The following is a 22,342-nucleotide window of genomic DNA, read 5'->3' as shown; positions in this document are numbered from 1 at the left end:
TATTTTTAGTATTTATAAGTTATAGAGATTCCAATAGAATCGTAATAAAAATAAGAATTACCAGTTGCTATTCTTTTTGAAACATCAGATAGCCCGGCTGTGTTAGTTGTGTATGTGGGATTTGTAGATAATTTAAATTGAAGCCCAATTGTTAAAGGTTTGATAATTTCAAAATTAGCAACAATAGAAATATTGTGATAAAAAATGTCACTTCCCCAGCCTTTGTTTTTCCAAGAGCTTATGTTTCTTTCTTTTCCAATTTGTGTTTTTCCTTCATAAAGTAGGCCTATAGTGTTAAGAGGTATTGGCATCTTGTAAGCTAAAAGAGCGTAAGGCTTTATTAGTATGCCATTTATATTTTTACCATCATCTGCTTTATATTTCCAAAGTTGATCTTTTTTTGCATGGGGATTGATTAAGTATGTAAAATCATTACCAATAACTGTAATAATGTGTGTCCATTCTCCTTGAAAAATAGCGTTTAAATCAAATTGGAATCGTCCTCCTGTTGTTATTTCTGAATAAAATTCAACATCACTTGAATATTTTCCATTTTTAATGTGTACACCAACTCCCTTAAATCCAAAAGCTTCCCAACCTATACCAAGCTCATTTGATGCATATAAATTTAAAAAAGCAATAGGAGTAAAGCTTGCCGTGCTTTTAAACGAGACACTTACAGGAGAAAATCCGATATTCAAATCTATGTCTATGCCATTATTTTTAAAAAATATGGAATTGGGATTGTGCAAAGCTTTAAAATTTTTATAGTAGCCCAAATATGATATTAATTTTATTCCTCCCCAATAATTGACTGGAATTTTTAAACTTGGTTCAATATTTTGGAAATTAGGATGTTTAAAGCTTTGTGAAAATCTACTTCCATTTGTGCCCAACTCGTGGGGAGGATAATAAGCGGATTGAAAATTAAAGTAAAAATATTCATTATTGAATTCTAAGTTCTCTTGATCTTGAGCAAGAATTATTTTTGCTTGCAAAAGTAACAAGCAAAAGCAAATTTTTTTTAACATTTTTATTTTGAATACCTTTCCCATTTAATTTTTTTTTAGCATTATTTTAATTATTTTTTTTCTCATTTCGTCAATCTTAACAGATGCATCAATATTGTTAAGTCTAGAGCATTTTGAGTAAAATTCTATTAATGGTTTTGTTTGTAATTTATATTCTTTAAGTCTTGTTTTTAAGCATTCTTCTTTATCATCTTCTCGTTGGTAAAGATCTCCTCCGCAAGCGTCGCAAATACCAATGTTTTTTGTGGTTAAGGTATATATATTGAAAATATTATTGCAAGATTTGCAAATTCTTCTTCCCGAGAGTCTTTTTATTACCAACTCTTCATCAATTAAAAAGTTTATTATTTTTACATTTGGCAAAAATTTATCAAGAGCTTCGGCTTGACAAATATTGCGCGGAAATCCATCTAAAATAAAATCTTTGTTCTTTTTAATAGTTTTAATTTTGTCTTCTACTATTTTGATTGTAATTAGGTCAGGAACCAGCTCTCCTTTTTCAACAATTTTTTTAATTTCTTTTCCAAGAGCTGTAGAGTTTAAAATATTTTCTCTAAACAAATCTCCTGTTGAAATGTGCTGGTATTTAAATTCATTAGAAATAATTTTTGAAATAGTCCCCTTTCCAGAACCTGGAGGACCTAAAAATACAAGTCCCATATATACTCCCGTGTAAATATTTATTATTTTAAGGGTTTATTTGAAAACATTTAATAAAAATTTAAGTCCTACAATTGTTCCAATTGTAGATCCAAGGTTTACAAAAAGTACTATTAATAAAATTCTTGTAACTTTGTTTTTAAAATATCCTTTTATTGTCGATAATTCTTCTTGTAGATCTTCAAAATCTTTGACCTTTGGTTTGTTTATATAAGCTTCAACAAGTCCTGCTACCATGCCTGTTCCTATGAATGGTATTAAGGAGAATATTGGAGAACCTATAATAGCTGTTAAAATTGTTAAAGGATGAGATTTTAATAAAATAGCTGCAATGCCTGAAAAAATAGAGTTAGAGATTATCCAAAGTTTTAAATTTTTGTAAGCAAAATCAAATCCTTTAAAGTAAAAAGAGCTTGCTATTAGTAAAATGATTGAAATTGCAATCAAGTAAGATAGCACTTTACTAAATGAAAAATGTTTTTTAGGTATTCTCTCGAGTTCTTCAATGTTTATTATTTTTTTGTTTTGGCTTATTTTTTTTAGAGTTCTCATTATTCCGCTTACATGACCTGCGCCCACAACGGCAAGAATAATGCCTGTTCCTTCAAGTATTTTGTTTGTAATAAATTCGTCTCTTTCATCAATTAAAGCTTTTTTTACTTTGGGTATTTCTTTAGAAAGTTCTTCCATTATTTTTGAAAGAGCATCCTGTTCTTTGAGTTTTTCAATTTCATCTTTTGTAATTTTTGTATCTACTAGGGAAAAAAGGCTTGAGATTATTTTTGCTTTTTCAAATATTGGAATAGATATCCAAGCTCTTTTTAGAGTTGTTTCAATTTTTCTGTCAGCAAGAATTAGTGGAATATTGTGTTTTTTAGCTTTTAAAATAGCTGTTTTCATTTCTTCACCGGGTTTTATTCCCTGTTCTTTTGCCAATTTTTTTTGAAAGTTACTAAGAATTATGTTTATTATGAGAAAGAAGGCTTTTCCTTGTTTTAGTGCTTTATCTATGTCTAAGTTTCTCCATTTTTCATTTTCATTGGTGTTTAAGATCGAATGATAGCGAGCTTCATCAAGTTCAACGGCAATATAGTCTGGCTTTAAGATTTCTATTAAATTTGCAGTATCTTCTGAGCTTTTTTTTGACACGTGAGCAGTTCCAAGTATATATATTGTTTTATTGTGTATATTAAATTTACTTACATGAGAAAAACAGTCTTCTGTCTCGGTGTTTTCTTTTTTATTGTCCAAAAAATATTCCTTGTTTAAAAAATTTAGCTATTAATTAGTATAGCTTTTAATAATTTTACCATATGGTTTAGTGGAACTATATAGTCTATATTGTTTTCCTTTATTGCTATTTTTGGCATTCCAAAAACCATAGAACTTTCTTTATCTTGCGCAATAGTTAGTCCCCCAGCTTTTTTTATGTCTCCAATTTCTCTTGATCCGTCATTTCCCATTCCAGTCATTATTATGGCAATTGCTTTATCTTTTGCAATCTCTGCAATAGATTGAAATAATACTCCAATAGATGGTTTATGCCCATTTATATGTTTACCATCGAGAGTTTGTATTTGATAGTTTCCATCAATTTTTTTGATTTTTGTATGATATCCGCCTGAGCTTATGTATGCATGTCCTTGCTTTAATATTTCGTTATTGGTGGTTTCTTTTACGCTTATTTTGCAAAGATTATTAAGATTTTTTGCAAATTCTTCTGTAAATCCTTTAGGCATGTGTTGAACAATTATTATTGGTGGAAAGCTTTCAGGTATTTCTGGTAATATTGATTTCAAGGCTACAGGTCCCCCTGCTGATACTCCAATTGCTATTATGTCAAATTTCCTCAGCTTAAGTTTTTTTATTTCTTTTTCATTTAATATTTTTTCTTTTGTATGTTCTTCAAGCTGAGTTAATGAAGAAATGTCATTTTTGTGATTTAAAAAAAAATTAGCTCTTTCATAGTTTTTTGTTTTCATATCCTTATTGCAGACAATTTTGTTTTTTATAGATATTGATCCATAGGTCAAAAGAGAATTAATAATTTGTTCTTTTTTGATTTCATGTGATTTTTTATTTTTAGATACTAATATAAGGTCATCAGCGCCCTTTAAAGCAGCAATGTTTATTAGGTCTTGATTTGAAGATGTGACGACAATTGGTATTGTTTTATTTATATTGTTTTTTTTCTCCAAAAATAAAATATCTTTAATATTGTTTTCTTCTAAATTCATTAATATTACTTCGGGGTTGTGTTTTTTAAGTTTATTTGTTGCAAATTTTCCATTAGAAGCAGTTGCAATGACTTGGAGTTTTGGAGACGAATTGATAAGGTCTGATATAAGTTTTCTTTTTACAGCAAAGTATTCTATGATAAGTACAGAAATTTTTGTTTCCACCGTTACTTTTTCCCTATTTTATTCTTGTTAAATTATAACTTATATTTATTTTGTGATTTAAATTTTTCTTTTTGACAGCTAGTATCTTTTTTCTCATATATTATTGCCCAAGGTGTTTTTAAAAATTTAAAAGGAAGGTTGAGCCCAAAAAGTGATTCTGAGTGCCCTATGAATAAGTAGCTGTTTTTAGACATATTGTTGTAAAATTTTTTAAGTACTTTGATTTTTGATTTTTCATCAAAGTATATTAATACATTTCTACAAAAAATAACATCAATTTGTGAAAAATTACTTTCAAAGTTTAGGTTATGATAATCAAATCTTATATGATTTTTAATTTCATTTTTAATTTTATATCCGTTTGAATGAGAATATATATAGTGTCGGTATTCTTTAGGAATATTTTCACATTTATTTGATGAATAATATCCTTCTTTTGCTATCATCAAAGATTTTAAGCTTAAATCAGAGGCGATAATGACAAAATCCATTTCTTTTGGAAGCTTTGATTTGAGTACAAATGCTAATGAATAAGGTTCTTCTCCTGTTGAACATCCTGCTGACCAAATAATAATCCTATTTTTTTCTTCTATGTTTTTAATCTTAATTAAATTGGGAATTACAAATTTTTCAAAAGTTTGAAAATGTAGTGAATTTCTAAAAAATCTTGTTAAATTAGTTGTGACTAAATCCAAGAAATATTCTTTTTTTAATTTTTCACTAATTATTAAATTATAAAGTTGTGATGGGTTTTCAAGAGCAAGATCTCGTACTGCGTCATTAACTCTGCTTTGAAGAACAAATTTATTTTTTTCATCAAAACGAATTCCGCTGTTGTTATATATAAAATCGCAAAACTTTAAAAATAGTTTATCTTCAATTTCTAGCATTTTTGGGAACCTGCTTAATTCTTATCTTTATAAATAAGTATTGCCTATTTATAATAAATATCTAGATAAGAATATTTTTTTTGAAAAAAAATTATAAAATTAATATAAGTAATTTTATAATAAGATATGGGCTTATAAAAAGGTTTTTGTTTGTTTTAATTTATTTGCAGTAATAAATGAGGAATTTAATGGGTGTTGAAAAAAATATTACAAATGTCGATTTAATATTCATTTAAAAAGATCTAATGATGTTTAATGGGTTTAAAAGAACAATTCTTAGAGAAGATATTAAGTATGAAATTTTTAGAAAATTTTTTCATATTTTTAGCTTAATAGTTTTGGTTTTTTATGGAATAAATTTTTGGATAGGACTTGTTTCTAATATACTTTTTATGATTTTATACTTAAGTTCTGAAGTTTTTAGAATTACTAAAAAAAATACTTTTCTTTAAAAATATTTCAGACATAACGTTAAAATCAAGAAAAATATTGCCCAATAAAGTATCTTTTTCGCCTGTTTTATTGTTTTTAGGCATATTGATATCATATTGCTTAGCTATACAGCCCTTTAATTATATTGGAATATTCTCAGTATGCCTTGGCTATGGATTTGCAAGCCTTGCTGGAAAGTTAATTCCTTCTTTTAAGCTTGTAAATGATAAAACAACTTCTGGCAGCCTTGTTGTATTTTTATTACCTTTTTCATATTATTATTTTTTCCCTTATTTAACAATAGCCTTAATTCTTGGAATTTAGCAGCATTGGTAGAGCTTTTTGATGCTGCTAATTATGACAATTTATTTTTACCACTTGTTATTTCAACTTCGTCCTATTTTTTAACTTCCTTTTTTTATAGCCAATAAAAGAAGATTTTTCCCGATTTTTTTAAGTAGATTGGTATACCAATTAATATTGGGATAAAGGCATAAGGCATTTTTAACAAATTCAAGTAAATTCCACTTAAAATTAAAAGCATTGAAACAAAAAGAAAAAAATAGTCAAAGCTTTTTTTTCTTAAAAAGGCCACTATAAAGTTTGTTAAAATAAGCAACAAGAATGCGTCTATGTAAAATTTTGTACTTTCAATTTTAAGAATGCCATAGTTTTGACTATTTTCATACGAATTAATAGGTATTGTATAGCTATATATGCAGGCAAAAGTTAAAATAATATAAATTGTATAATGTATTGATTTTATTTTGAAATCGCATATATATAAACTTAAAAAAAATAAATTTAATAATGAAAAAGTATTTACAAAAAGGATAAATTTTGTAAATAAATAATAACTTGAATTTAGGTTATTATTTAAAAAAAAATCTTCGGAGATCAAAATAGGTTCTAGTGTATATGAGCTAATAAAGCAATAGAAAAGTATAAATTGTATATTATTGGTTCTTTTATAGTTAATATATGACCACAGTGAGCCTATGATTCCAGCAATAAAGATGGCGAATTTATTAACCAATATTATAAAATTATTATTGTAAATTTCTAGAACATAATTTTGATAATTTTCATTATATTTTATTTTATAAGAGAAAATTAGTATAACCATTGTTGCTAAAATAGAAATTATAAAAAGAAAGAGATTAATGGAAGCGTTTAACTTTGTAAATATTGATTTCATTTAAATTTCCAAGAATGCGTATTTTTTATTTTTTTAATATTTTTTTTAATTTTTGAATCAAGTTTTTCAAAAAAATCTATCTTTGTTTTTTTTTCAATTGAATCGACGCTAACAACATAATTTTTCAAATCTAAGTCTTTTGCTTTTTCATTTGGGATAATAAAAGAGATTATGTCGTAATAATTGCTATTATTAATTGCTAGCACTATTTTATAAAAATTTTTAGGTATCAAAATTTTGTTTTTACCAATAAATCCTTTATTTTCTGTTAAAATTCCAGCACTAATGATGTATATATATCCTTTTGAGATTGCCCATTCTCTTACTAATTTTTCAAGTTTTAGCCAAATTCCAGAATTAAATTCGCTTTTTTGAGGTGACATATTTGATAAAAAATATGTATCTTTCATTGCATTTTCAGAAAAAGACATGTCTGCAGAACTGACTATGTGCCCTCTGTCATAACCGCTTTTAAAGTAATCTTCGAGTTTTGGAAAAGTGCCCTTGAAGTTGGTGTCTTCAAAGAATTTGGTGCTCCTTTTAATTTTTTTTGATTTTAACAAAGTTAATGCTAGTTCTACCATTTCTCTTTTAAGCGGATAAGCAGCCCATTCGGATTGTCTTGCGCTTTCAGCATATCCTAAGGTATAGTGTTTTTTGCTTATTATTTGGGTAGTAAGATATCCTTTTGGTATTAATTGGGATTCTTTTATGGGAATAGATTTTGTAATGTTAATGTATTTATTTTCTATTATCTCTAAATAGTTATAAATTTTGTGTTTAATTTGTTTTAGGGCTTTTGGATTTAAGGAAAAAAATAAAAATCCCGTTAGGCATAAAATATAGCAGTAAAGGAAAAATTTTGACCTTTTTTTCATGTTTCCATCTCTTTTTCGTCTTTAAAATTATATCTAATAGTAAAATTAAAAGAAATGTTAAATGTATCTAAAAACAATAAATCAATTTTAAAGTCCACTCCTATTAAAGGAATTGCCTTTTTAGAAGAAATTTCAATAAACATATAAGGCTCTATCACATAAGGCAATTTTTCGTAGAATTGAATATCTCCTATAAAGTTTGTAGATAAGTAAAAACGACCACCTATACCAATAGTAGCAGAAAAATATTTTGTTTTTTTAATTAAGTTTGCAATGTGCCAGTTTATTCCTCCTCCAATATAAGATTTAAAGTATTGCATTTTTTTAGGGATATTAAGACTTTCTCTTGTTAATATCATGGCAACTATTAAAAAATCAAAAGTATTGTTAGAGAATATATAATAAGGTCTAAAAATAAGGTGTTTAATGTTTGAATTTAGGAAAAATCCAATTCCAGCGCCAATTCCTGTTGAATATTTAAATCCTCTTTCTGGGTTAAAAAAATTAGAGCTTTGTTTGGGTTGATTATTTTTTTCATTAGTATTGCCTTCTTCATTTGCAAGTGCATTTAAAGTGGGAATGATGAGCAATGTTAAGAAAATATAAGTGTTTGGAGTTTTTTTCATAAACAGATTATTTTAAATGATATAAAAATTGTTTTGTCTTTTCAATATTATGATATGTATTTAGAGAGAATTTTCCTGTTTAGATTAAAAAATATTTTTTATATTAGGTGGCTGTGGTATGCTATTTTATTGTATATTATACAATATGTTTAATTGCTAGGAGACCACAGTTATGTTTTTTAATTTTTTGAAAAAAGATCTTGTATTTATTTTGCCAGAGGTAAATTCAAAAGAAGATGTAATTGATTTTTTAGTTGAAAAAATCAATGATAAGGGATATATAGATAATAAAAGAGAGTTTCTTCAAGGAATTCTTGATAGAGAGAATATAGGTGACACTTCTTGGGAAAATGGGGTTGCAATTCCTCATTTTATAGGAGATGTTGTTAAGACCAGTTTTATTTCATTGCTTTACATTAAAGGTGCTGGGGTTAAGTGGTCTGAAGAAAATCCTCCTGTTAATTTAATATTTTTGATTTGTATGTCAAAAAAGCAACAGGGCAATGAGCATCTTAAAGCAATTGCGTTTATAGCTAAACTGTTTGAGGATGATACTTTCCAAAATGCTTTAAGTGGGTTTATTACTACTGATGACATTTATTATTATATAGAAAATGTTCAAAGAAAAGCGAAAGAAGAGGTTTTTAGAGATACAAAAGCAGAAAAAATAGTGGCTGTAACTGCTTGTCCTGTTGGAGTTGCTCATACATATATTGCAGCAAAGAAGATTGAAAATGAAGCTAAAAAGCAGGGTTATAACATTAGGGTTGAAACTCAAGGATCTATTGGTATTGAAAATGCCTTAACTGAAGAAGAAATTAGGAATGCAGCTGTTGTAATACTTGCTGTTGATAAGGATATTGATGAAAAGAGATTTGAAGGCAAGAGAGTTTATAAAGTTTCAACTGTAAAAGCAATAAACAATACAGAAAATATTATTAAGGAATCTTTTAATGCTCCAGTATTTAAAAGTAAAGACTCTGGTGTTAATGGCACTCCTAAAGCTTCGATTGCAACAGGCAAAGGTAATTTTTATAAATATTTAATGAGTGGAGTATCTCCAATGATTCCTGTTGTTGCAAGTGGGGGAATTTTAATTGCTCTTAGTATTGCTTTTGTTGGGATTGGACCTGATGGGCCTAATTTTTCCGAGCATCCATTTTATAAGCAGATTGCAGATATTGGTTCTGTTGCTTTTGGAATGATGCTTCCTGTGCTTGCTGGTTTTATTTCAATGGCAATTGCTGATAAGCCTGGTCTTGCGCCTGGTCTTGTTGGTGGAGTAATGTCTGGAAATGTAAAAGCAGGTTTTTTAGGCGCAATATTTGCGGGGTTTCTTGCAGGCTATGTTGCAAGGTTTTTAGCAAAGAGATCTGTTCCTGAGTGGCTAAGGCCTGTGATGCCCATATTTGTAATTCCGTTAATAAGCACCATTATTGTTGGTTTTTTTATGCTGTACGTTGGTGTTTATATTGGAGAATTTATGGGGGTGCTTGAGAGTGGACTTAAATCTTTACAGAGCAATTCAGAAACGTTTGGTGTGTTGGGTAAAATTTTCTTAGGCTTGGTGCTAGGTTCAATGATCACCATTGATATGGGCGGGCCTTTTAATAAGGTAGCATTTCTTTTTGGTGTAGGGCTAATTCCTCAAGTGCCAGAAATAATGGGAATGGTAGCAGCAGCTATTCCTGTTCCTCCTATGGCTATGGGGCTTGCAACTTTTTTGGCGCCTAAATTATTTGAAAATGAAGAAAGAGAATCCGGTAAAATAGCCTTTTTAATTTCATTTATCGGCATTAGCGAGGGAGCCATTCCTTTTGCTGCTAGTGATCCTGGGCGGGTAATTCCTTCAATAGTGGTAGGAGGAGCTGTGTCAAGCATTATTGCTGCTTTTTTAGGTGTTGCTAATCATGCTCCACATGGAGGGCCAATAGTGTTTCCTGTTATTGATAATAAATTTGAGTTTATTATTGCAATTGCTGTTGGAGTTGCAGTTGCAACAGCTTTGGTAATTTTTTTGAAATCTTTAAAATTAAAGGAATCTGAGTGAATGAATGAAAATAATATTTTTTTAATGAAAAATAATATTAAAGAATATGATTGGGGAGGGATTAATTTTATTCCTAATCTTTTGGGTGATAAGATTGATGGAAGACCTAAGGCTGAAATGTGGCTTGGAGCACACAAGACATTTTCTAGTAAGATTTTATATAAAAATGAATATGTGCTTTTAAGCGATTTTTTAGAAGACCATAAAGAGCTTTTAGGCTGTAATGACGAATTTCCTTTTTTATTTAAGGTATTGTCTGCGAATAAACCTTTATCTATTCAAATTCATCCTTCTAAAGATATTGCTTTAAAAGGGTATGAATCAGAGAGTAATAAAGGGATAGACATTGATGACCCTAAAAGGATATATAAAGATAAAAACCCTAAAATTGAACTTATATATGCCTTGAGTGATTTTTATGCTCTTAAAGGCTTTTTGCCTTTGGATGAGATTAAAAAAATTTGTGAAATTTTGAAATTAAATTTCGATTTTCAATCACATAGAGACTTTGTAAAAACCATTTTTGATTTACAAACGAATGAACTTGAGAAGATTATTGAAAAAATTTTAAAAAATTTGGACCTTATTGATAATTTTAGGGGCTATTGGTTTAATGAAATTTACAATATTTATGGTATAGATGTGGGCCTTTTAGTGTTTTTAGGCATGAATATTTTAAAGTTAAAACCAGGAGAAGTTGTTTATACAAATAGTCAGGAGGTACATGCATATCTTAAGGGAGACTGCATTGAGCTTATGACCAATTCCGATAATGTTATTAGAGCTGGGCTTACTACTAAGTATATTGATAAAGAAGAGATGTTAAGAGTTGGTAAATTTGAAGAAGGAAAGTTATCATTTTTAAATCCCGATTTTCAAAATAATTTTAGTGTATTTAGACTTCCAAATACTAATTTGAAACTGATTCAAAAAAAAATAAATGAGAGCATTTGCATTGATAGAAATAGTGCAATGGTATTGCTAGTTTTAAATGGGTGTGTGAGTATAAATAAATCCTTAGATCTTAAAAAAGGAGAGAGCATATTTATAGGTAGAAAAGCTGAAAACTTGTTTATTGATGGGGATGGTCAAGCTTTTATTGCTGGTTTTAATTAAAATTAAGCTTGCTTATGTGAGCTTAATTTTAATTGCCAATTAATTATTTGGTTAATTAAATGCAAATTTTATGAATCCAAATCCAAAAAAATTAAATTTAATTCCTTCAAATAAAATGCTTGGCTTTGTTAGCAATATTGTTGGTCCTAGTGCAGGATAAATTTTGAATCCTATGGATAAATTTTTTGCAAAGTTATATTCCATTACAAAAGGAATTCTTACAACAGCGCCTATTCTCTCGTATTCAGTTTCTTCCTCTTCTTCAGGAGGTATAAGGGATGTTTTTGACCAATCTGCGCCTATTCCAATGCCGCCGCCGATTTTCATATATTGTCCAATTTGCTTTTTAAAAATAATATCTATTCCGCCATTTAGATAATTTTCGAAATTGTTTGACTTAAGGCCAATAAAACCTCCATATCCAAAATCAATATTTACATAAGGAATTGTAATTATAATGTTTGCAATAGGATCGCCTATTCCAATGCCCATTGAAAATAAGTCATAACTTTTTTTTTCTTTTATTTCTTTAAGCTTTGCAATGCAGGTGGTTGAATCTTCTTCTTTGCTGCATCTGACCATATAATTGTCAGATGCAAAAGAAAGGTGTACCACACCTAATACTAATGTTAAAATATGTATTTTTTTAAAATTTTTTATCATTTATTCTCCATTATATATATATTTTTATAAAGCCTGTGCCTAAGAAATTAAATCTAGCTCCTTCAAATGACATTGGGCTACCAAATAACATAGTTGTTCCAATAGTAGCAACAGCTTTAAATCCAATCACAATATTTTTAAGAAAGCTATACTCTATTACCAAAGGGAGTCTTATTACAACCCCTATTCTATTCTGAAGAGAAGCTGATTGTTGTGCTTCATTTTCTTCCTCTTCATCAGATTTTTCAGGACTTCCTTTTGACCAATCTGCGCCTATTCCAATGCCGCCAGAAATCATAGTATTTTTATGTATTTCATCTTTAAATAAAAGATCTACTCCCATTACAACATAGGGTAAGAAATTGTTGGGTTTAAGCCCTACGAATCCTCCGTAGCCAAGGTCTATGTCTACATATGGGACAGATATTGTAATGTTTGTAAGTGGATATCCAACCCCAAAACCTATGCCAAATAAACGGCGTACAGACTCTTCTTTTGCAAGAAGTTTTTCAAAATCAAAGTCATCTTCAGTTATACTTTTGCTTTTTGATTGGGCAGCTAATAAACCTGTTGTTAATATAAGTATTATTGTTGCTAATAGCATTCTCATTGAAATTCTCCTTTTTTATCTCTAATTTTAGATATTATTTTTACAATATTTTTAATAAAGCATAAAAAATTAAAAATATTGATATTTATTTGCTTATTTTGATAGCAAAACTTTATTGTTAAATTTTTTATTGTTTTGTTTATCAAAAAATTTTTAATCACAAATACAGGTATTATTATACTACTTGACTGCATATTGATGTTAATCTTGTTTGTTTGTATAGGATTTTTGGAAATATATTTTTGAATTGATTTTTTAGCTTTTGAAAAAAATGTAAATTTATGAAATTTTAATAAGCAAGTTTTATTGTGATGTTTTATTTTTAAACTCTTGCAATAAAATTTTATTTGCTCCAAGGCTTTGGAGGTTAATTTTAGCCCACTAATTCTTTTTTTCAAAAATTTATCCCAAAAATTTGAATATTAAGTTTTTAATCTATAAACAAATAGTATATCAAAGTTTTGAATTTGAAATGCTGTTTGATATTATTTTAAGTAAGACTAAATTAATTTATAAATAAGTTTAGTACATAATTTATTGTTATTAAACTTATGTAAAGCTTATGATTAAACTGTATATCGTTTTTTTTTATTTTTTTTCTTTTTTATTGGGGTTTCCAGAAAATATTTTTTTTAAAAATTTAGGATTTTCTAATAATGATAAATATTTTATGTTTGGCGAATATGGTTTTGAAAATGGGTATTATTACTCTGCTGCATACTTTGTTGATGTTGTTAAAAATAATTTTGCAAACTCTGGAGTACATTCTAAGATTTTTAAAGAGCATATTGAGTATTCAGACAGTTATGATAAAAGTCTTTATGAGCTTTTGAAGATGATTAATTTCAAGGTTAAGGAATTTAAAATTAATCATTTAAGAAGAGGGCGCGAAATTTATTTTTATGTAAAGAGTGAAATTCCAGAAACAGATTTTTTAAATTTTGTTGATTTTAAAACAGGAAACGAATATCAAGTTTTTGTAAATAAGGATATTAATTCTCAAGAACTTTCTTCTTCTTTTAATATTTTTTTATCTGTCAGGCATTGTGATTCAACTCGAGAAAAACATTTAACTGTTGGAAGAGGAAGTTACTATAGAAAGAATGTTATTGATTACAAAATAAGAGAGATTGTTTTATTCCCCAATGAAGATGGAATTGTTTTTGTTTTGGAAAAAATCATGTTAAATTCTTATGGGAATAAGTATAAGCGGTTTATGGTTGAAGTTAAAAAATATTGAATATAATTGAATATAATTATTTAGTTTTTTAAGAAGTGTAATGCTTTATTAAGGATAATGTATGAGTGATTTTATAGCATCAAAAGAAGATGATTATTCTAAATGGTATTTAGATATAGTTCAGAAAGCAAAACTTGCTGATTACAGTCCTGTAAAAGGATGTATGGTAATTATGCCTTATGGATATTCTATTTGGAGTAAAATTCAGAGCATACTTGATAAAAAATTTAAAGAGACAGGACATAATAATGCATATTTTCCTATGCTTATTCCTTATAGTTTTTTAGAAAGAGAAAGGGATCATATTGATGGATTTTCACCTGAGTTTGCTATTATTAAGGATGCTGGTGGGGAGAGTTTGGCAGAGCCTTTAGTTTTAAGGCCTACTTCTGAGACAATTATTTGGAATATGTATAGCAAGTGGATTAAGTCTTACAGAGATCTTCCTCTTAAAATTAATCAATGGGCAAATGTTGTTCGCTGGGAAAAGAGAACAAGGCCTTTTTTGCGCACTACCGAGTTTCTATGGCAAGAAGGGCATACTGCCCATGCTACTGAAGAGGAGGCATTAGAAGAAACTTTGCTTATTTTGGATGTATATAAAAGATTCATAGAAGACTATTTAGCTATTCCGGTTTTTTGTGGTAAAAAATCTGAAAAGGAAAAATTTGCTGGAGCTGTTTCTACTTATTCAATTGAGGCATTGATGCAAGATAAAAAAGCGCTTCAAGCTGCTACATCTCATTATTTAGGTTTAAATTTTGCAAAGGCATTTGATGTAAAATTTCAAGATAAAGATGGTAAGATGAGGCATGTATTTGCTAGTAGCTGGGGTGTTTCTACTAGATTGATTGGTGCTTTGATTATGGTTCATTCTGATGAGAAAGGTTTAGTTTTGCCGCCTCGAATTGCTCCAATAGAAATTATTGTTATTCCTATTTTTAAAAAAGAAGATGAGATTAATAAAAAAATTTTGGATTATTCTGATTGTGTTGTGAGTACTTTAAAAAAAGCAGAATTTAGGGTTGAAATTGATAAGGATATTAGAAGTTCTCCAGGATTTAGATTTTCATCTGCCGAGTTTAAAGGAATTCCAATACGCCTTGAAGTAGGGATAAATGATGTCCTTTTGAATTCTGTTACTATTTCAAGAAGAGATAAAGATAGAAAATTTAAGTATCAAATATCGCTTGATTCTCTTGTAAGCAAGGTTAAGGTGGAACTTGATTTGATGCAAAAAGATTTATTTAAAAAAGCATTGAATTTTAGGACCTTAAATACTAAGGAGATTTTTAGAAGCGGCAAGGATAGTTATGAGGTATTCAAATCTTATATGAATGATTATTCTGGATTTGTGCTTTCTTGTTGGTGTGGCGGCTTGAATTGCGAAAATATTATTAAAAATGAAACTAAAGCTACAATAAGATGTATTCCTGATGATTTCAAAGCCAGAGATTTAGCAGATATGACTTGTATTTATTGTTCTTCTAGGGCCAAATATTTTGTTTTATTTGCCAAATCTTATTAATTTATTTGGCTATTTAGCTTTGATTTATTTTTTCTTGATCTTTTAATTCTTTGAAGTTTATTATATGAATGATTGCAATGTTAAAAGCAAAGTCGATTAGTAAAGCCAAAGAGATTAATATTGGTAGCATTGGTGTTATGTTGGAAACATTTAATTCTATTCCTTTTGTATAGGTGGAGCAAAGCATTGTAATTATATAAATTAAGCTATTTGGTATATGAGGAAATGCTAATACAAAAAAAAATGATAAAGTACTCATATAGCTTATTTCATAGACAGAAATGGGTAAGCTAGAATATGATTTTAAAATTATAAAAAATGATATTACTGAAACAAAAATAGTGCCAAATTTCGATACAAAATTTATTAAAGGTATGTTTATAATTATGGATTTTTTTATATTTATTCTTTCATTTTTAATATCTTCTATTAGTATCACGTAAGGGGAATAAGAATCTTTTGCAAGTCCTGAAAATATTATGTTTTGAAATGATACAAATATTCCTTTGTATATCATTTTAAAGCTTCTTGTCAATCTATAACTAATTGTTGGCAATATTACAAATAAAATTATAATTGTCCATGTTAAAAAGAATGTTATGCTATTTATGTAATTTTGATAATCCTTGAAGTTTTTTAAGTTTGCAGTGTAATCTGCTGTTATAAAAATGGTTCCTATATTTAATATATTTACAATAAACCCATTTGCATGGTAAAAAAGATTGGATGCGCTTAGCATCAGTTCTCTAGCTATTCTGCCTTTTTGTTTTGCATAATAAAAGCTGGTGCCTATTATTATTGAAATCATATAGATGCTTAGTAGATTTGGATTGCTAGATGTAAAAATTTTGAAAATATTTTTTGGGAAAAATGTTTCTAATAAAGCTTCTTTTTCAAAAAAATATGTATTTTGTATTGTTTTTTCTAGTATTGGAATTCTTTGTGGAAGATATATTGTCGCAGCTATTATTGATATAGCAACTCCAAATAGGTTGGTTAAAATTCCATAATAAATTGTTTTACCAAAGAGCTTTTTAAAGTTTTTATTTTCAATAATATTTTCAATTCCTAATGGAATTGAAAATATTAAAAAGGGAATAAGAGATAAGTATGATAATCTTATAAAAGCATGAGATAAAGAGCTATAAATCCCAAGAGGGAAAAATAATCCCAAAAAGATTCCAATAGGCAGAGTAAAAAAGAAATTGATTTTTATATTCATACGACTTCTCCTTTCAGAGATTTAAGGTACACTGTGTATAATAAATAGTACTAAATTTTTTTGTAAATATAAACTTTAGAGTTACAATTGTACTTGTGTTGTTATATTGGTTGTGGGTGTTTTTGGGGGGTTTTTGTATAAATATCCTGATTCTGTAGATACAGATTTAGATTCAAGATTGCCAAGTATTTTAACTTTAGAGGAGCATGATAAGAATTTTTTTACTAAAGATTTTTATAAAAATCTTATTTCAAGTAGTAAAGAAATTGGTTTTAAGCTTCATAAAGTTTTAGTAGATTATTTAAATCCGCAGTCAGAAGAGATTGATAGAGTTTTAAAATATAATCAAGTGATTAACATTTATTGGTCTTTTCTCAGATCGATTGCAAAAAACATTTCAAAATTGACTATTGAGCAGAAAATTTTATTTAGATTTGCTGCCCTTATTCCAAATGCACTTGGATCTGAAATTCAGCTATTAATTTCAAAAACTATTTGGGACAATCATTATAATGAGTCTTTTATTTATTTTGATGAATGGCTTTATGGGGTTAATAGTTTTAAGCTTAGTAGATTAGCAACCGATTTGCCAACAGATAATCTTAAAGAAGAAGATATGGAAAAAATTTTACTTAATAAGAAAGAAAAACTTTTGGCAAATATTGATTTTGCAAAAAGCAGCCTTAAGAGAACTGATAAGATTAGGGAAGAGGCTCTTAGCAGGTTAAGGGGTATGTTTGAATTTTTATTTTCAAATAATAGTCAAAACGATTTAACTTATATGACTGAATACGGAGTGCAAAGTTCTTATCCTAATTCGATTTTAAAGCCTTTGAATTTTGCTAGTAATTATGTTGATGATCTTATTAAATCAAATCGAGATATCAATGTTTTTATCAATAAAATTGAAGATACTAACAGAGAGCTTTTTGAGATTCAAAATAAAATTAATAATATTGGGATGTCTGTTGAATCAAATATTGCACATGATGAAGTTGAGGTTATTAGAAGTGCTAATAAACTTGCAATAGGGCCAAGAGGCAATCATTTTCCAATTCTTTTGAAAAATAATGTAGTTGCTAACCCTCAATTTTTTGGAAGCAGAGAAAGAATTATGCAGCTTGTTTGGGAAATTGAAGATATTCAGCCTAGACTTTTTCAAAAAGCGTATAGAGGAGATTTGCTTAGAGTGGTTCCTTATTTTATATTAATACCTTCTTATGGTGACAAAGGGATTTGCTGGGAATCAATTGATGTTAAAAACAGAGCAAATGGTAGGGGTAAAATATTAATACCTATGTATGCTAAAAACTTAAGAAAAGCGGTTATTTTGGGTATTGGCGATTTTGTTTGGGAGCTTGCAAAAGAACAAGCTTCTTTTAGATGGATGGAAACAGGAATTACGGGCCAATATTACGATTATTATGTTAAATTTATTAAAAAAGGAAATGTTAAAAATTTTTTTCTAGAAGATTATTTTCTTTGGATAGAAAAAGAAAGCAAAGGAATTCAAAAGCTTGAGAAATTGGTACGTGGCATAATGTGGAGAAATTTACCCTTTTCTAAAAATTTAAAAGAGACACTTGCTAAAAAATCTTTTATATACAAAGACCTTATTGATAAAGATAAAAATATCCAATTATCTGATGGGTATTAAATTTATTTTCTATTTTACTAAAATTCGGACTATTTCTTTGTTTTTAAGCGTTTTAAGTTCTTTTTTATAATTGTCATCAATGTAAATTTTTTTCTTTTCCAGAGATTTAATTAGTTTTATGTTTTCTGTTTCTATTGCGGCTTGCATTGGTGTTTTTCTGTTTTTAAGTATGGAGCTTAAATCAGCTCCGCTTTCTTTTAAAAATTCAAATACTTTTTCGTTATTAGTATATATTGCCCAAAATATTGGAGAATAACCAGTATCATCTATTTGATTAAGACCTATTCCATAATCTACCAATATTTTTATGATTTCAAATTCATTGTTTATTATTGAAATTGAAATTGGAGATATTTTATATTTAAAATTTATTTCTGCTCCAAGATTTAGTGCAATCAAAACCCCTTTTTTATTGTTGTAAAAAACAGATATTATAAAAAGCTCATTTTTAATTTTTTCTAAACTTTGTAAGATTTCTTTGTCGTTTATGTTTATTGAATTTATAAATTCATTTAAAATGTCTTTATCGTTTTGATATTCCTTGCTATTGAAAACATATAAATTTTTTTGCAATTCTTTTACTATTGAAGCGCTTGTATTAGTATTTGTTGAATTTAAATTCATTATTGTTTGCAATAACAGTAAAGGTATAATGAATTCTTTTTTCATGTTTTGTGAGTTTTATATTCCTTTAATAAAGTGTTTAATTTTAGACAATTGCTTTTTTAAATAGGCATTAAATTAACATTTATTATAGGTTATTATAAGATTATTTTGCAACGTTTTTGTGGTCATGATTGTCAATTATAAATGATTTTATACTATTTTTTAAATATTGGAGTTTTATACTAAGTTTTAAATTTAAGCTTTAGCTTTGTTCTTTTGATGTTTTTGTATTGGTATTAATATAAAATGTGGTCATGTTAAGTTAATATTTATAAAAATTTTGATGATTTTTTAAATTGAGGTGTTCATTTTATTATGTATAGTTTATATTGTAAAATGTTCTTATGAATCTATTGACTGAAATTGCTAAATTTATTTTGATTTTGTTTTTATTTACTTCTTGCAAACAAAAACAAAGCGAGATTCAAAATCTTACTCATCTTTTAAAATATTCTAATAAGGATAGATTAGATAAATTTCTTATTATTGATAGGGTTGTTAATATATATATTGCAAATAAAAATTATGAAGACGCTTTAGAAATTGTAAATAGCGGAATTATTGATGATGAATCTAGAGAATATTATCCCTTATATCTTTATTTAATGGGCAATATTTATGATTCCATGGGAGAAGATTTTGTAGCTTTTACTATTTACAAGAGTGTTGTTGATAATTTTGATGATTATATTTATGAAAACTGTTCAGTGAAAACAAGAGTAGCTAAAAAGATTGTCAATTTGAATATTGATTCAATTGATAAAATTAATTATTATAAATTTATATTAAATACAGGGATTGATAATTTAAATAATGAGGAAAAGGGTAATTATTTCTATAATCTTGCGTTAAGTTTGGAAGATGTTCAAGATTACGATGAATCTTATTTTTACTATAAAAAATTTCTTTCAATTCCAAGGGCACATTTAAAAATAGATTCTAGAGATTATTTTAATGTCGTTACAAAAATTAATTACTTTAATAATCCAGAGTTTGTTGTTTATAGAAATTTAGGAGATTTAATCCAGGATGTTAAAAATTTTGTTCTTTCTGGGGATACTGCTAAATTACTTAATATAAGAGATAAAAATAATTTTTTTATTCAAAGCTGGGATCAAAAGGGCGGAAAGAGCAATTCCATTAATACTAACAGCTTTTTAACCACGATGATTAGGCTTGGAGGGAGAAGGAAAAACGGAATACAATTTGCAAAGCATCTTGAAGCAGATTCTAGCGACGATATATCTTATCTTGAATCAAGCGGCTGGGATCATATTCGTGAATGGTATTTTGTTTTTAAAAGAATTGTTTATCCTAAAGATCCAGAAATTAATAATGGTTGGACTTGGATAGGCGTGTATTTAGGTAAAAAATAATAGGAAGGAGATAATGCATTTTCTTGAGTTTCTTTTTAGTTGTTTATTTCTACTTTATTCTAATGTTTCCATAATAAAAGATGAAGCTGCCGAGACAAGTGTGCACAGAATAATTGATTGGGACAGAAAGGTTATTTGTTTTGACATTGTTAAGGAAATTAATGAAAATGAATTTAGACCAGTAGGTTTAAATACAGCGTCTAAATTAATAGCAACCATTAATGATTTTAAAGACACATTAATAAGAGAATCTCTTTTTAAGATAATTATGGACTCTGAAAATACTTTTAAGAATTATTTTGACCTGAATCCCAGCTTAATACTTAATTTTTCAGGTCCTAATAGTATTTTGAAAAGATCTTATATAAAATATTCAGAAGATTTAAGAAGTCTGACCGTTAGGTATGAACTTAGTCTTTTTCCTGATTTTATAAATTTATTTTTTTCACATGAAACGCCTTATAAAGCTTTTTATCCATTGGTAAATTCTGATGTTGATAAAACCGATTATACAGGAATTGTGATTTATGTAGGCGAAGTCTATAATAATACTTCTGGTTCTAAAAAATTAGAAGACTCTTTTTTTATCAAAATTTATGATGAAAACATTAGGCCATATTTTGATAAGAGAATGGTTTCTTCAGAGGCTTTGAAAAAATGGGGAATGCTTGAGTATAGTAATGATGTTCTTTATAATAATAAAAATAGGGTTGGACATCGTCCTTTAAAGCTAGTTGCCAAAAGTATTTATGGTAAAAATAATACAGATATTATACTTGATGAGTATTCTATTAATAAGTTGTTTTCAAATAGCAATAATGTTAAACTCTTACAAGATGGAAAGCTTGTTGTAATAAAGTAAGAAAATCAAACTTAGTACTTGTTTTTTTCCAAATAATCAACTAAGATAATAAAGAGTTTTATAGGGAATTAGTGCCCTTATAGCTCAGTTGGTAGAGCACCACCATGGTAAGGTGGGGGTCGTCGGTTCAAGTCCGATTGAGGGCTTTTTTTGGCAGTTAGGAGTTTTGTTATATGGGTAAAAAGAAGGGCAAAGGGGCTGTTGAGCTTATATCTTTGATTTGTGAAGAGACAGGAATTAGAAATTATACCACTACTAAGAATAGACGCAATAAGCAAGAAAAGTTAGAATTGATGAAATATTGTCCAAAATTGCGAAAACATACTCTTCATAAGGAAGGAAAAATAAAATAATAAATAATAGGTCAGTAGTTCCAACGGTAGAACGACAGTCTCCAAAACTGTATGATGGGGGTTCGAATCCCTCCTGACCTGTTGTTAGAATTAAAGTGAGGCTTTAAAGTGTTTAGGTTTATCAAAGATAGTATCTTGGAGCTTAAGAAGGTAACGTGGCCTAAGTATAATGAAGTAGTTGGAAATGGAAAGCAAGTTTTTTGGTTGGTATTATTTGTTTCAATTTTCTTAGGTATAGTCGATTATCTTATGTTTCTTGTTGTAACTTATGTATTTTAGTTTTATTGTAAGAAGGGTAAATTATGTCTAGAGCCTGGTATGTAGTTCAAACTTATTCTCAATATGAGAAAAAGATAGAGCAAGACATAAGACTTTTAATAAGTGAAGGTGTTTTTGGGGGCGTGGTATTAGATGTTAAGGCTCCTATTGAAAAAGTAGAAGAGATAAGAAATGGCAAGAAAAGAATAAGAGAGAGAAAAATTTGGCCAGGTTATATTCTTATTGAGCTAGATCTTCCAGAAGTAGGCTGGAAAGATGTTGTTGCCAATATTATCAAAGTTCAAGGCGTTATTAATTTTGTTGGTGTTAGTAAGGGGCAAAGACCCATTCCTATTAATGATGAAGAAGTAAAAAGTGTTTTTATGCTTACTGGTGAGATTAAAGCAAATAAATCTATTTTTATGCTTTATGACTTTGAAGAAGGAGAAAGGGTTAGAATTAAAGGCGGACCTTTTGATTCCTTTGAGGGGCTTATTAGTTCTATTGATTACGAAAGAAAGAAATTAAAAGTTGCAGTTCAAATTTTTGGAAGGTCAACACCTGTTGAAGTTGATTTCCAACATATAGAGAAGATTTAAAATTTAATACTAATGGGAGCTTTTA

General features: G+C 28.1%; 23 protein-coding genes, 2 tRNA genes and 1 pseudogene. 13 read left to right on the top strand and 13 right to left on the bottom strand.

Features of this window, described 5'->3' with window-relative positions:
* Nucleotides 1–5: 5 nt before the first annotated feature.
* Genes Bmayo_RS02075 through Bmayo_RS02055 form a run of 5 tightly spaced genes read right to left on the bottom strand, consistent with a single transcriptional unit; the run spans nt 6 to nt 4,983 of the window.
* Nucleotides 6–1,055, bottom strand: a complete 1,050-nt coding sequence (locus Bmayo_RS02075) for a hypothetical protein (protein ID WP_193402198.1) — start codon at nt 1,053–1,055, stop codon at nt 6–8.
* Nucleotides 1,056–1,691, bottom strand: coding sequence for an adenylate kinase (locus tag Bmayo_RS02070; protein ID WP_075552103.1), 636 nt, complete (start codon nt 1,689–1,691; stop codon nt 1,056–1,058).
* A gap of 36 nt (nt 1,692–1,727) precedes the next feature.
* The gene (locus Bmayo_RS02065; protein WP_075552102.1) at nt 1,728–2,942 is read right to left on the bottom strand and encodes a TraB/GumN family protein; all 1,215 of its coding nucleotides are present in this window, start codon (nt 2,940–2,942) and stop codon (nt 1,728–1,730) included.
* Between the two features lie 23 nt (nt 2,943–2,965).
* Nucleotides 2,966–4,093 (bottom strand): chemotaxis protein CheB, encoded by a 1,128-nt coding sequence (locus Bmayo_RS02060; RefSeq protein WP_075552101.1) that lies wholly within the window; start codon nt 4,091–4,093, stop codon nt 2,966–2,968.
* A 32-nt stretch (nt 4,094–4,125) separates the two neighbouring features.
* Nucleotides 4,126–4,983, bottom strand: a complete 858-nt coding sequence (locus Bmayo_RS02055; RefSeq protein WP_075552100.1) for a protein-glutamate O-methyltransferase — start codon at nt 4,981–4,983, stop codon at nt 4,126–4,128.
* A gap of 248 nt (nt 4,984–5,231) precedes the next feature.
* Here Bmayo_RS02055 and Bmayo_RS02050 point away from each other — a divergent pair.
* Nucleotides 5,232–5,846, top strand: a pseudogene (locus Bmayo_RS02050) (diacylglycerol/polyprenol kinase family protein).
* On the opposite strand, the gene Bmayo_RS02045 reads toward Bmayo_RS02050, so the two are convergent.
* Genes Bmayo_RS02045 through Bmayo_RS02035 form a run of 3 tightly spaced genes read right to left on the bottom strand, consistent with a single transcriptional unit; the run spans nt 5,834 to nt 8,117 of the window.
* Nucleotides 5,834–6,613: a hypothetical protein gene (locus Bmayo_RS02045; RefSeq protein WP_075552099.1), complete on the bottom strand. Its 780-nt coding sequence runs from the start codon at nt 6,611–6,613 to the stop codon at nt 5,834–5,836. The pseudogene Bmayo_RS02050 and the gene Bmayo_RS02045 sit on opposite strands and share 13 nt — an antisense overlap.
* Nucleotides 6,610–7,491, bottom strand: coding sequence for a DNA/RNA non-specific endonuclease (locus tag Bmayo_RS02040; protein WP_075552098.1), 882 nt, complete (start codon nt 7,489–7,491; stop codon nt 6,610–6,612). Before Bmayo_RS02040 ends, Bmayo_RS02045 begins: the two co-directional genes overlap by 4 nt.
* Nucleotides 7,488–8,117, bottom strand: a complete 630-nt coding sequence (locus Bmayo_RS02035; RefSeq protein ID WP_075552097.1) for a hypothetical protein — start codon at nt 8,115–8,117, stop codon at nt 7,488–7,490. The genes Bmayo_RS02040 and Bmayo_RS02035 overlap by 4 nt, the downstream gene beginning before the upstream one ends.
* 172 nt (nt 8,118–8,289) lie before the next feature.
* Between Bmayo_RS02035 and Bmayo_RS02030 the strand changes: the two genes are divergently transcribed.
* Nucleotides 8,290–10,167 (top strand): fructose-specific PTS transporter subunit EIIC, encoded by a 1,878-nt coding sequence (locus Bmayo_RS02030; protein WP_075552096.1) that lies wholly within the window; start codon nt 8,290–8,292, stop codon nt 10,165–10,167.
* Nucleotides 10,168–11,283, top strand: coding sequence for a mannose-6-phosphate isomerase, class I (manA, locus tag Bmayo_RS02025; protein ID WP_075552095.1), 1,116 nt, complete (start codon nt 10,168–10,170; stop codon nt 11,281–11,283).
* 51 nt (nt 11,284–11,334) lie between these two features.
* Here manA and Bmayo_RS02020 read toward each other — a convergent pair whose 3' ends face one another.
* From Bmayo_RS02020 to Bmayo_RS07065, 3 genes are read right to left on the bottom strand one after another with little or no spacing between them, the layout of a single operon-like run.
* Nucleotides 11,335–11,946: a DUF3996 domain-containing protein gene (locus Bmayo_RS02020; protein ID WP_075552094.1), complete on the bottom strand. Its 612-nt coding sequence runs from the start codon at nt 11,944–11,946 to the stop codon at nt 11,335–11,337.
* A gap of 10 nt (nt 11,947–11,956) precedes the next feature.
* Entirely contained in the window at nt 11,957–12,556 is a 600-nt protein-coding gene (locus Bmayo_RS02015; RefSeq protein ID WP_075552093.1) for a DUF3996 domain-containing protein, read from the bottom strand.
* Nucleotides 12,553–12,954, bottom strand: coding sequence for a hypothetical protein (locus Bmayo_RS07065; protein WP_075552092.1), 402 nt, complete (start codon nt 12,952–12,954; stop codon nt 12,553–12,555). The genes Bmayo_RS02015 and Bmayo_RS07065 overlap by 4 nt, the downstream gene beginning before the upstream one ends.
* A 164-nt stretch (nt 12,955–13,118) precedes the next feature.
* On the opposite strand from Bmayo_RS07065, the gene Bmayo_RS02005 reads away from it, so the two are divergent.
* Nucleotides 13,119–13,796: a DUF2259 domain-containing protein gene (locus tag Bmayo_RS02005; protein WP_075552091.1), complete on the top strand. Its 678-nt coding sequence runs from the start codon at nt 13,119–13,121 to the stop codon at nt 13,794–13,796.
* A gap of 61 nt (nt 13,797–13,857) precedes the next feature.
* Complete coding sequence (proS, locus tag Bmayo_RS02000; RefSeq protein WP_075552090.1) at nt 13,858–15,324, top strand: proline--tRNA ligase; 1,467 nt, start codon at nt 13,858–13,860, stop codon at nt 15,322–15,324.
* 13 nt (nt 15,325–15,337) lie between these two features.
* Here proS and Bmayo_RS01995 read toward each other — a convergent pair whose 3' ends face one another.
* Nucleotides 15,338–16,546 carry a dicarboxylate/amino acid:cation symporter gene (locus Bmayo_RS01995; protein ID WP_075552089.1) on the bottom strand — a complete coding sequence of 403 codons (1,209 nt, stop codon included), beginning with the start codon at nt 16,544–16,546 and terminating at the stop codon, nt 15,338–15,340.
* A 106-nt stretch (nt 16,547–16,652) separates the two neighbouring features.
* On the opposite strand from Bmayo_RS01995, the gene Bmayo_RS01990 reads away from it, so the two are divergent.
* Nucleotides 16,653–18,203 carry a DUF8510 domain-containing protein gene (locus Bmayo_RS01990; RefSeq protein WP_145924584.1) on the top strand — a complete coding sequence of 517 codons (1,551 nt, stop codon included), beginning with the start codon at nt 16,653–16,655 and terminating at the stop codon, nt 18,201–18,203.
* A 9-nt stretch (nt 18,204–18,212) separates the two neighbouring features.
* On the opposite strand, the gene Bmayo_RS01985 is transcribed toward Bmayo_RS01990, so the two are convergent.
* Nucleotides 18,213–18,872: an ankyrin repeat domain-containing protein gene (locus tag Bmayo_RS01985; protein ID WP_145924583.1), complete on the bottom strand. Its 660-nt coding sequence runs from the start codon at nt 18,870–18,872 to the stop codon at nt 18,213–18,215.
* Nucleotides 18,873–19,213: 341 nt separating this feature from the next.
* On the opposite strand from Bmayo_RS01985, the gene Bmayo_RS01980 reads away from it, so the two are divergent.
* The 7 genes from Bmayo_RS01980 (at nt 19,214) to nusG (ending at nt 22,317) form a co-directional block, all read left to right on the top strand.
* Nucleotides 19,214–20,245 carry a tetratricopeptide repeat protein gene (locus Bmayo_RS01980; protein ID WP_075552087.1) on the top strand — a complete coding sequence of 344 codons (1,032 nt, stop codon included), beginning with the start codon at nt 19,214–19,216 and terminating at the stop codon, nt 20,243–20,245.
* 13 nt (nt 20,246–20,258) lie between these two features.
* Nucleotides 20,259–21,107: a TP0624 family protein gene (locus tag Bmayo_RS01975; RefSeq protein WP_075552086.1), complete on the top strand. Its 849-nt coding sequence runs from the start codon at nt 20,259–20,261 to the stop codon at nt 21,105–21,107.
* Nucleotides 21,108–21,180: 73 nt separating this feature from the next.
* A tRNA-Thr gene (locus tag Bmayo_RS01970) sits at nt 21,181–21,253 on the top strand.
* 27 nt (nt 21,254–21,280) lie between these two features.
* Nucleotides 21,281–21,460: a 50S ribosomal protein L33 gene (gene rpmG, locus Bmayo_RS01965; protein WP_002556991.1), complete on the top strand. Its 180-nt coding sequence runs from the start codon at nt 21,281–21,283 to the stop codon at nt 21,458–21,460.
* A gap of 8 nt (nt 21,461–21,468) precedes the next feature.
* Nucleotides 21,469–21,541, top strand: a tRNA-Trp gene (locus tag Bmayo_RS01960).
* Nucleotides 21,542–21,568: 27 nt separating this feature from the next.
* A complete protein-coding gene (secE, locus tag Bmayo_RS01955; RefSeq protein ID WP_002556990.1) occupies nt 21,569–21,739 on the top strand; it encodes a preprotein translocase subunit SecE in 171 nt (56 codons plus the stop codon).
* Between the two features lie 23 nt (nt 21,740–21,762).
* Nucleotides 21,763–22,317: a transcription termination/antitermination protein NusG gene (nusG, locus tag Bmayo_RS01950; RefSeq protein ID WP_075552085.1), complete on the top strand. Its 555-nt coding sequence runs from the start codon at nt 21,763–21,765 to the stop codon at nt 22,315–22,317.
* The last annotated feature ends 25 nt before the right edge of the window (nt 22,318–22,342 follow it).

It is taken from the genome of Borreliella mayonii (genome assembly GCF_001945665.1).
Classification (GTDB): domain Bacteria; phylum Spirochaetota; class Spirochaetia; order Borreliales; family Borreliaceae; genus Borreliella; species Borreliella mayonii.
Note: the sequence above shows the minus strand (reverse complement) of the source record. Positions and strands in the feature narration are given on the sequence as shown.

Coding starts and splice junctions, on each gene's coding strand:
- Bmayo_RS02075 (WP_193402198.1), bottom strand. CDS start 1,055: ATGGGAAAGGTATTCAAAATAAAAATGTTAAAAAAAATTTGCTTTTGC.
- Bmayo_RS02070 (WP_075552103.1), bottom strand. CDS start 1,691: ATGGGACTTGTATTTTTAGGTCCTCCAGGTTCTGGAAAGGGGACTATT.
- Bmayo_RS02055 (WP_075552100.1), bottom strand. CDS start 4,983: ATGCTAGAAATTGAAGATAAACTATTTTTAAAGTTTTGCGATTTTATA.
- Bmayo_RS02045 (WP_075552099.1), bottom strand. CDS start 6,613: ATGAAATCAATATTTACAAAGTTAAACGCTTCCATTAATCTCTTTCTT.
- Bmayo_RS02040 (WP_075552098.1), bottom strand. CDS start 7,491: ATGAAAAAAAGGTCAAAATTTTTCCTTTACTGCTATATTTTATGCCTA.
- Bmayo_RS02035 (WP_075552097.1), bottom strand. CDS start 8,117: ATGAAAAAAACTCCAAACACTTATATTTTCTTAACATTGCTCATCATT.
- Bmayo_RS02030 (WP_075552096.1), top strand. CDS start 8,290: ATGTTTTTTAATTTTTTGAAAAAAGATCTTGTATTTATTTTGCCAGAG.
- manA (WP_075552095.1), top strand. CDS start 10,168: ATGAATGAAAATAATATTTTTTTAATGAAAAATAATATTAAAGAATAT.
- Bmayo_RS02020 (WP_075552094.1), bottom strand. CDS start 11,946: ATGATAAAAAATTTTAAAAAAATACATATTTTAACATTAGTATTAGGT.
- Bmayo_RS02015 (WP_075552093.1), bottom strand. CDS start 12,556: ATGAGAATGCTATTAGCAACAATAATACTTATATTAACAACAGGTTTA.
- Bmayo_RS02005 (WP_075552091.1), top strand. CDS start 13,119: ATGATTAAACTGTATATCGTTTTTTTTTATTTTTTTTCTTTTTTATTG.
- proS (WP_075552090.1), top strand. CDS start 13,858: ATGAGTGATTTTATAGCATCAAAAGAAGATGATTATTCTAAATGGTAT.
- Bmayo_RS01995 (WP_075552089.1), bottom strand. CDS start 16,546: ATGAATATAAAAATCAATTTCTTTTTTACTCTGCCTATTGGAATCTTT.
- Bmayo_RS01985 (WP_145924583.1), bottom strand. CDS start 18,872: ATGAAAAAAGAATTCATTATACCTTTACTGTTATTGCAAACAATAATG.
- Bmayo_RS01980 (WP_075552087.1), top strand. CDS start 19,214: ATGAATCTATTGACTGAAATTGCTAAATTTATTTTGATTTTGTTTTTA.
- Bmayo_RS01975 (WP_075552086.1), top strand. CDS start 20,259: ATGCATTTTCTTGAGTTTCTTTTTAGTTGTTTATTTCTACTTTATTCT.
- rpmG (WP_002556991.1), top strand. CDS start 21,281: ATGGGTAAAAAGAAGGGCAAAGGGGCTGTTGAGCTTATATCTTTGATT.
- nusG (WP_075552085.1), top strand. CDS start 21,763: ATGTCTAGAGCCTGGTATGTAGTTCAAACTTATTCTCAATATGAGAAA.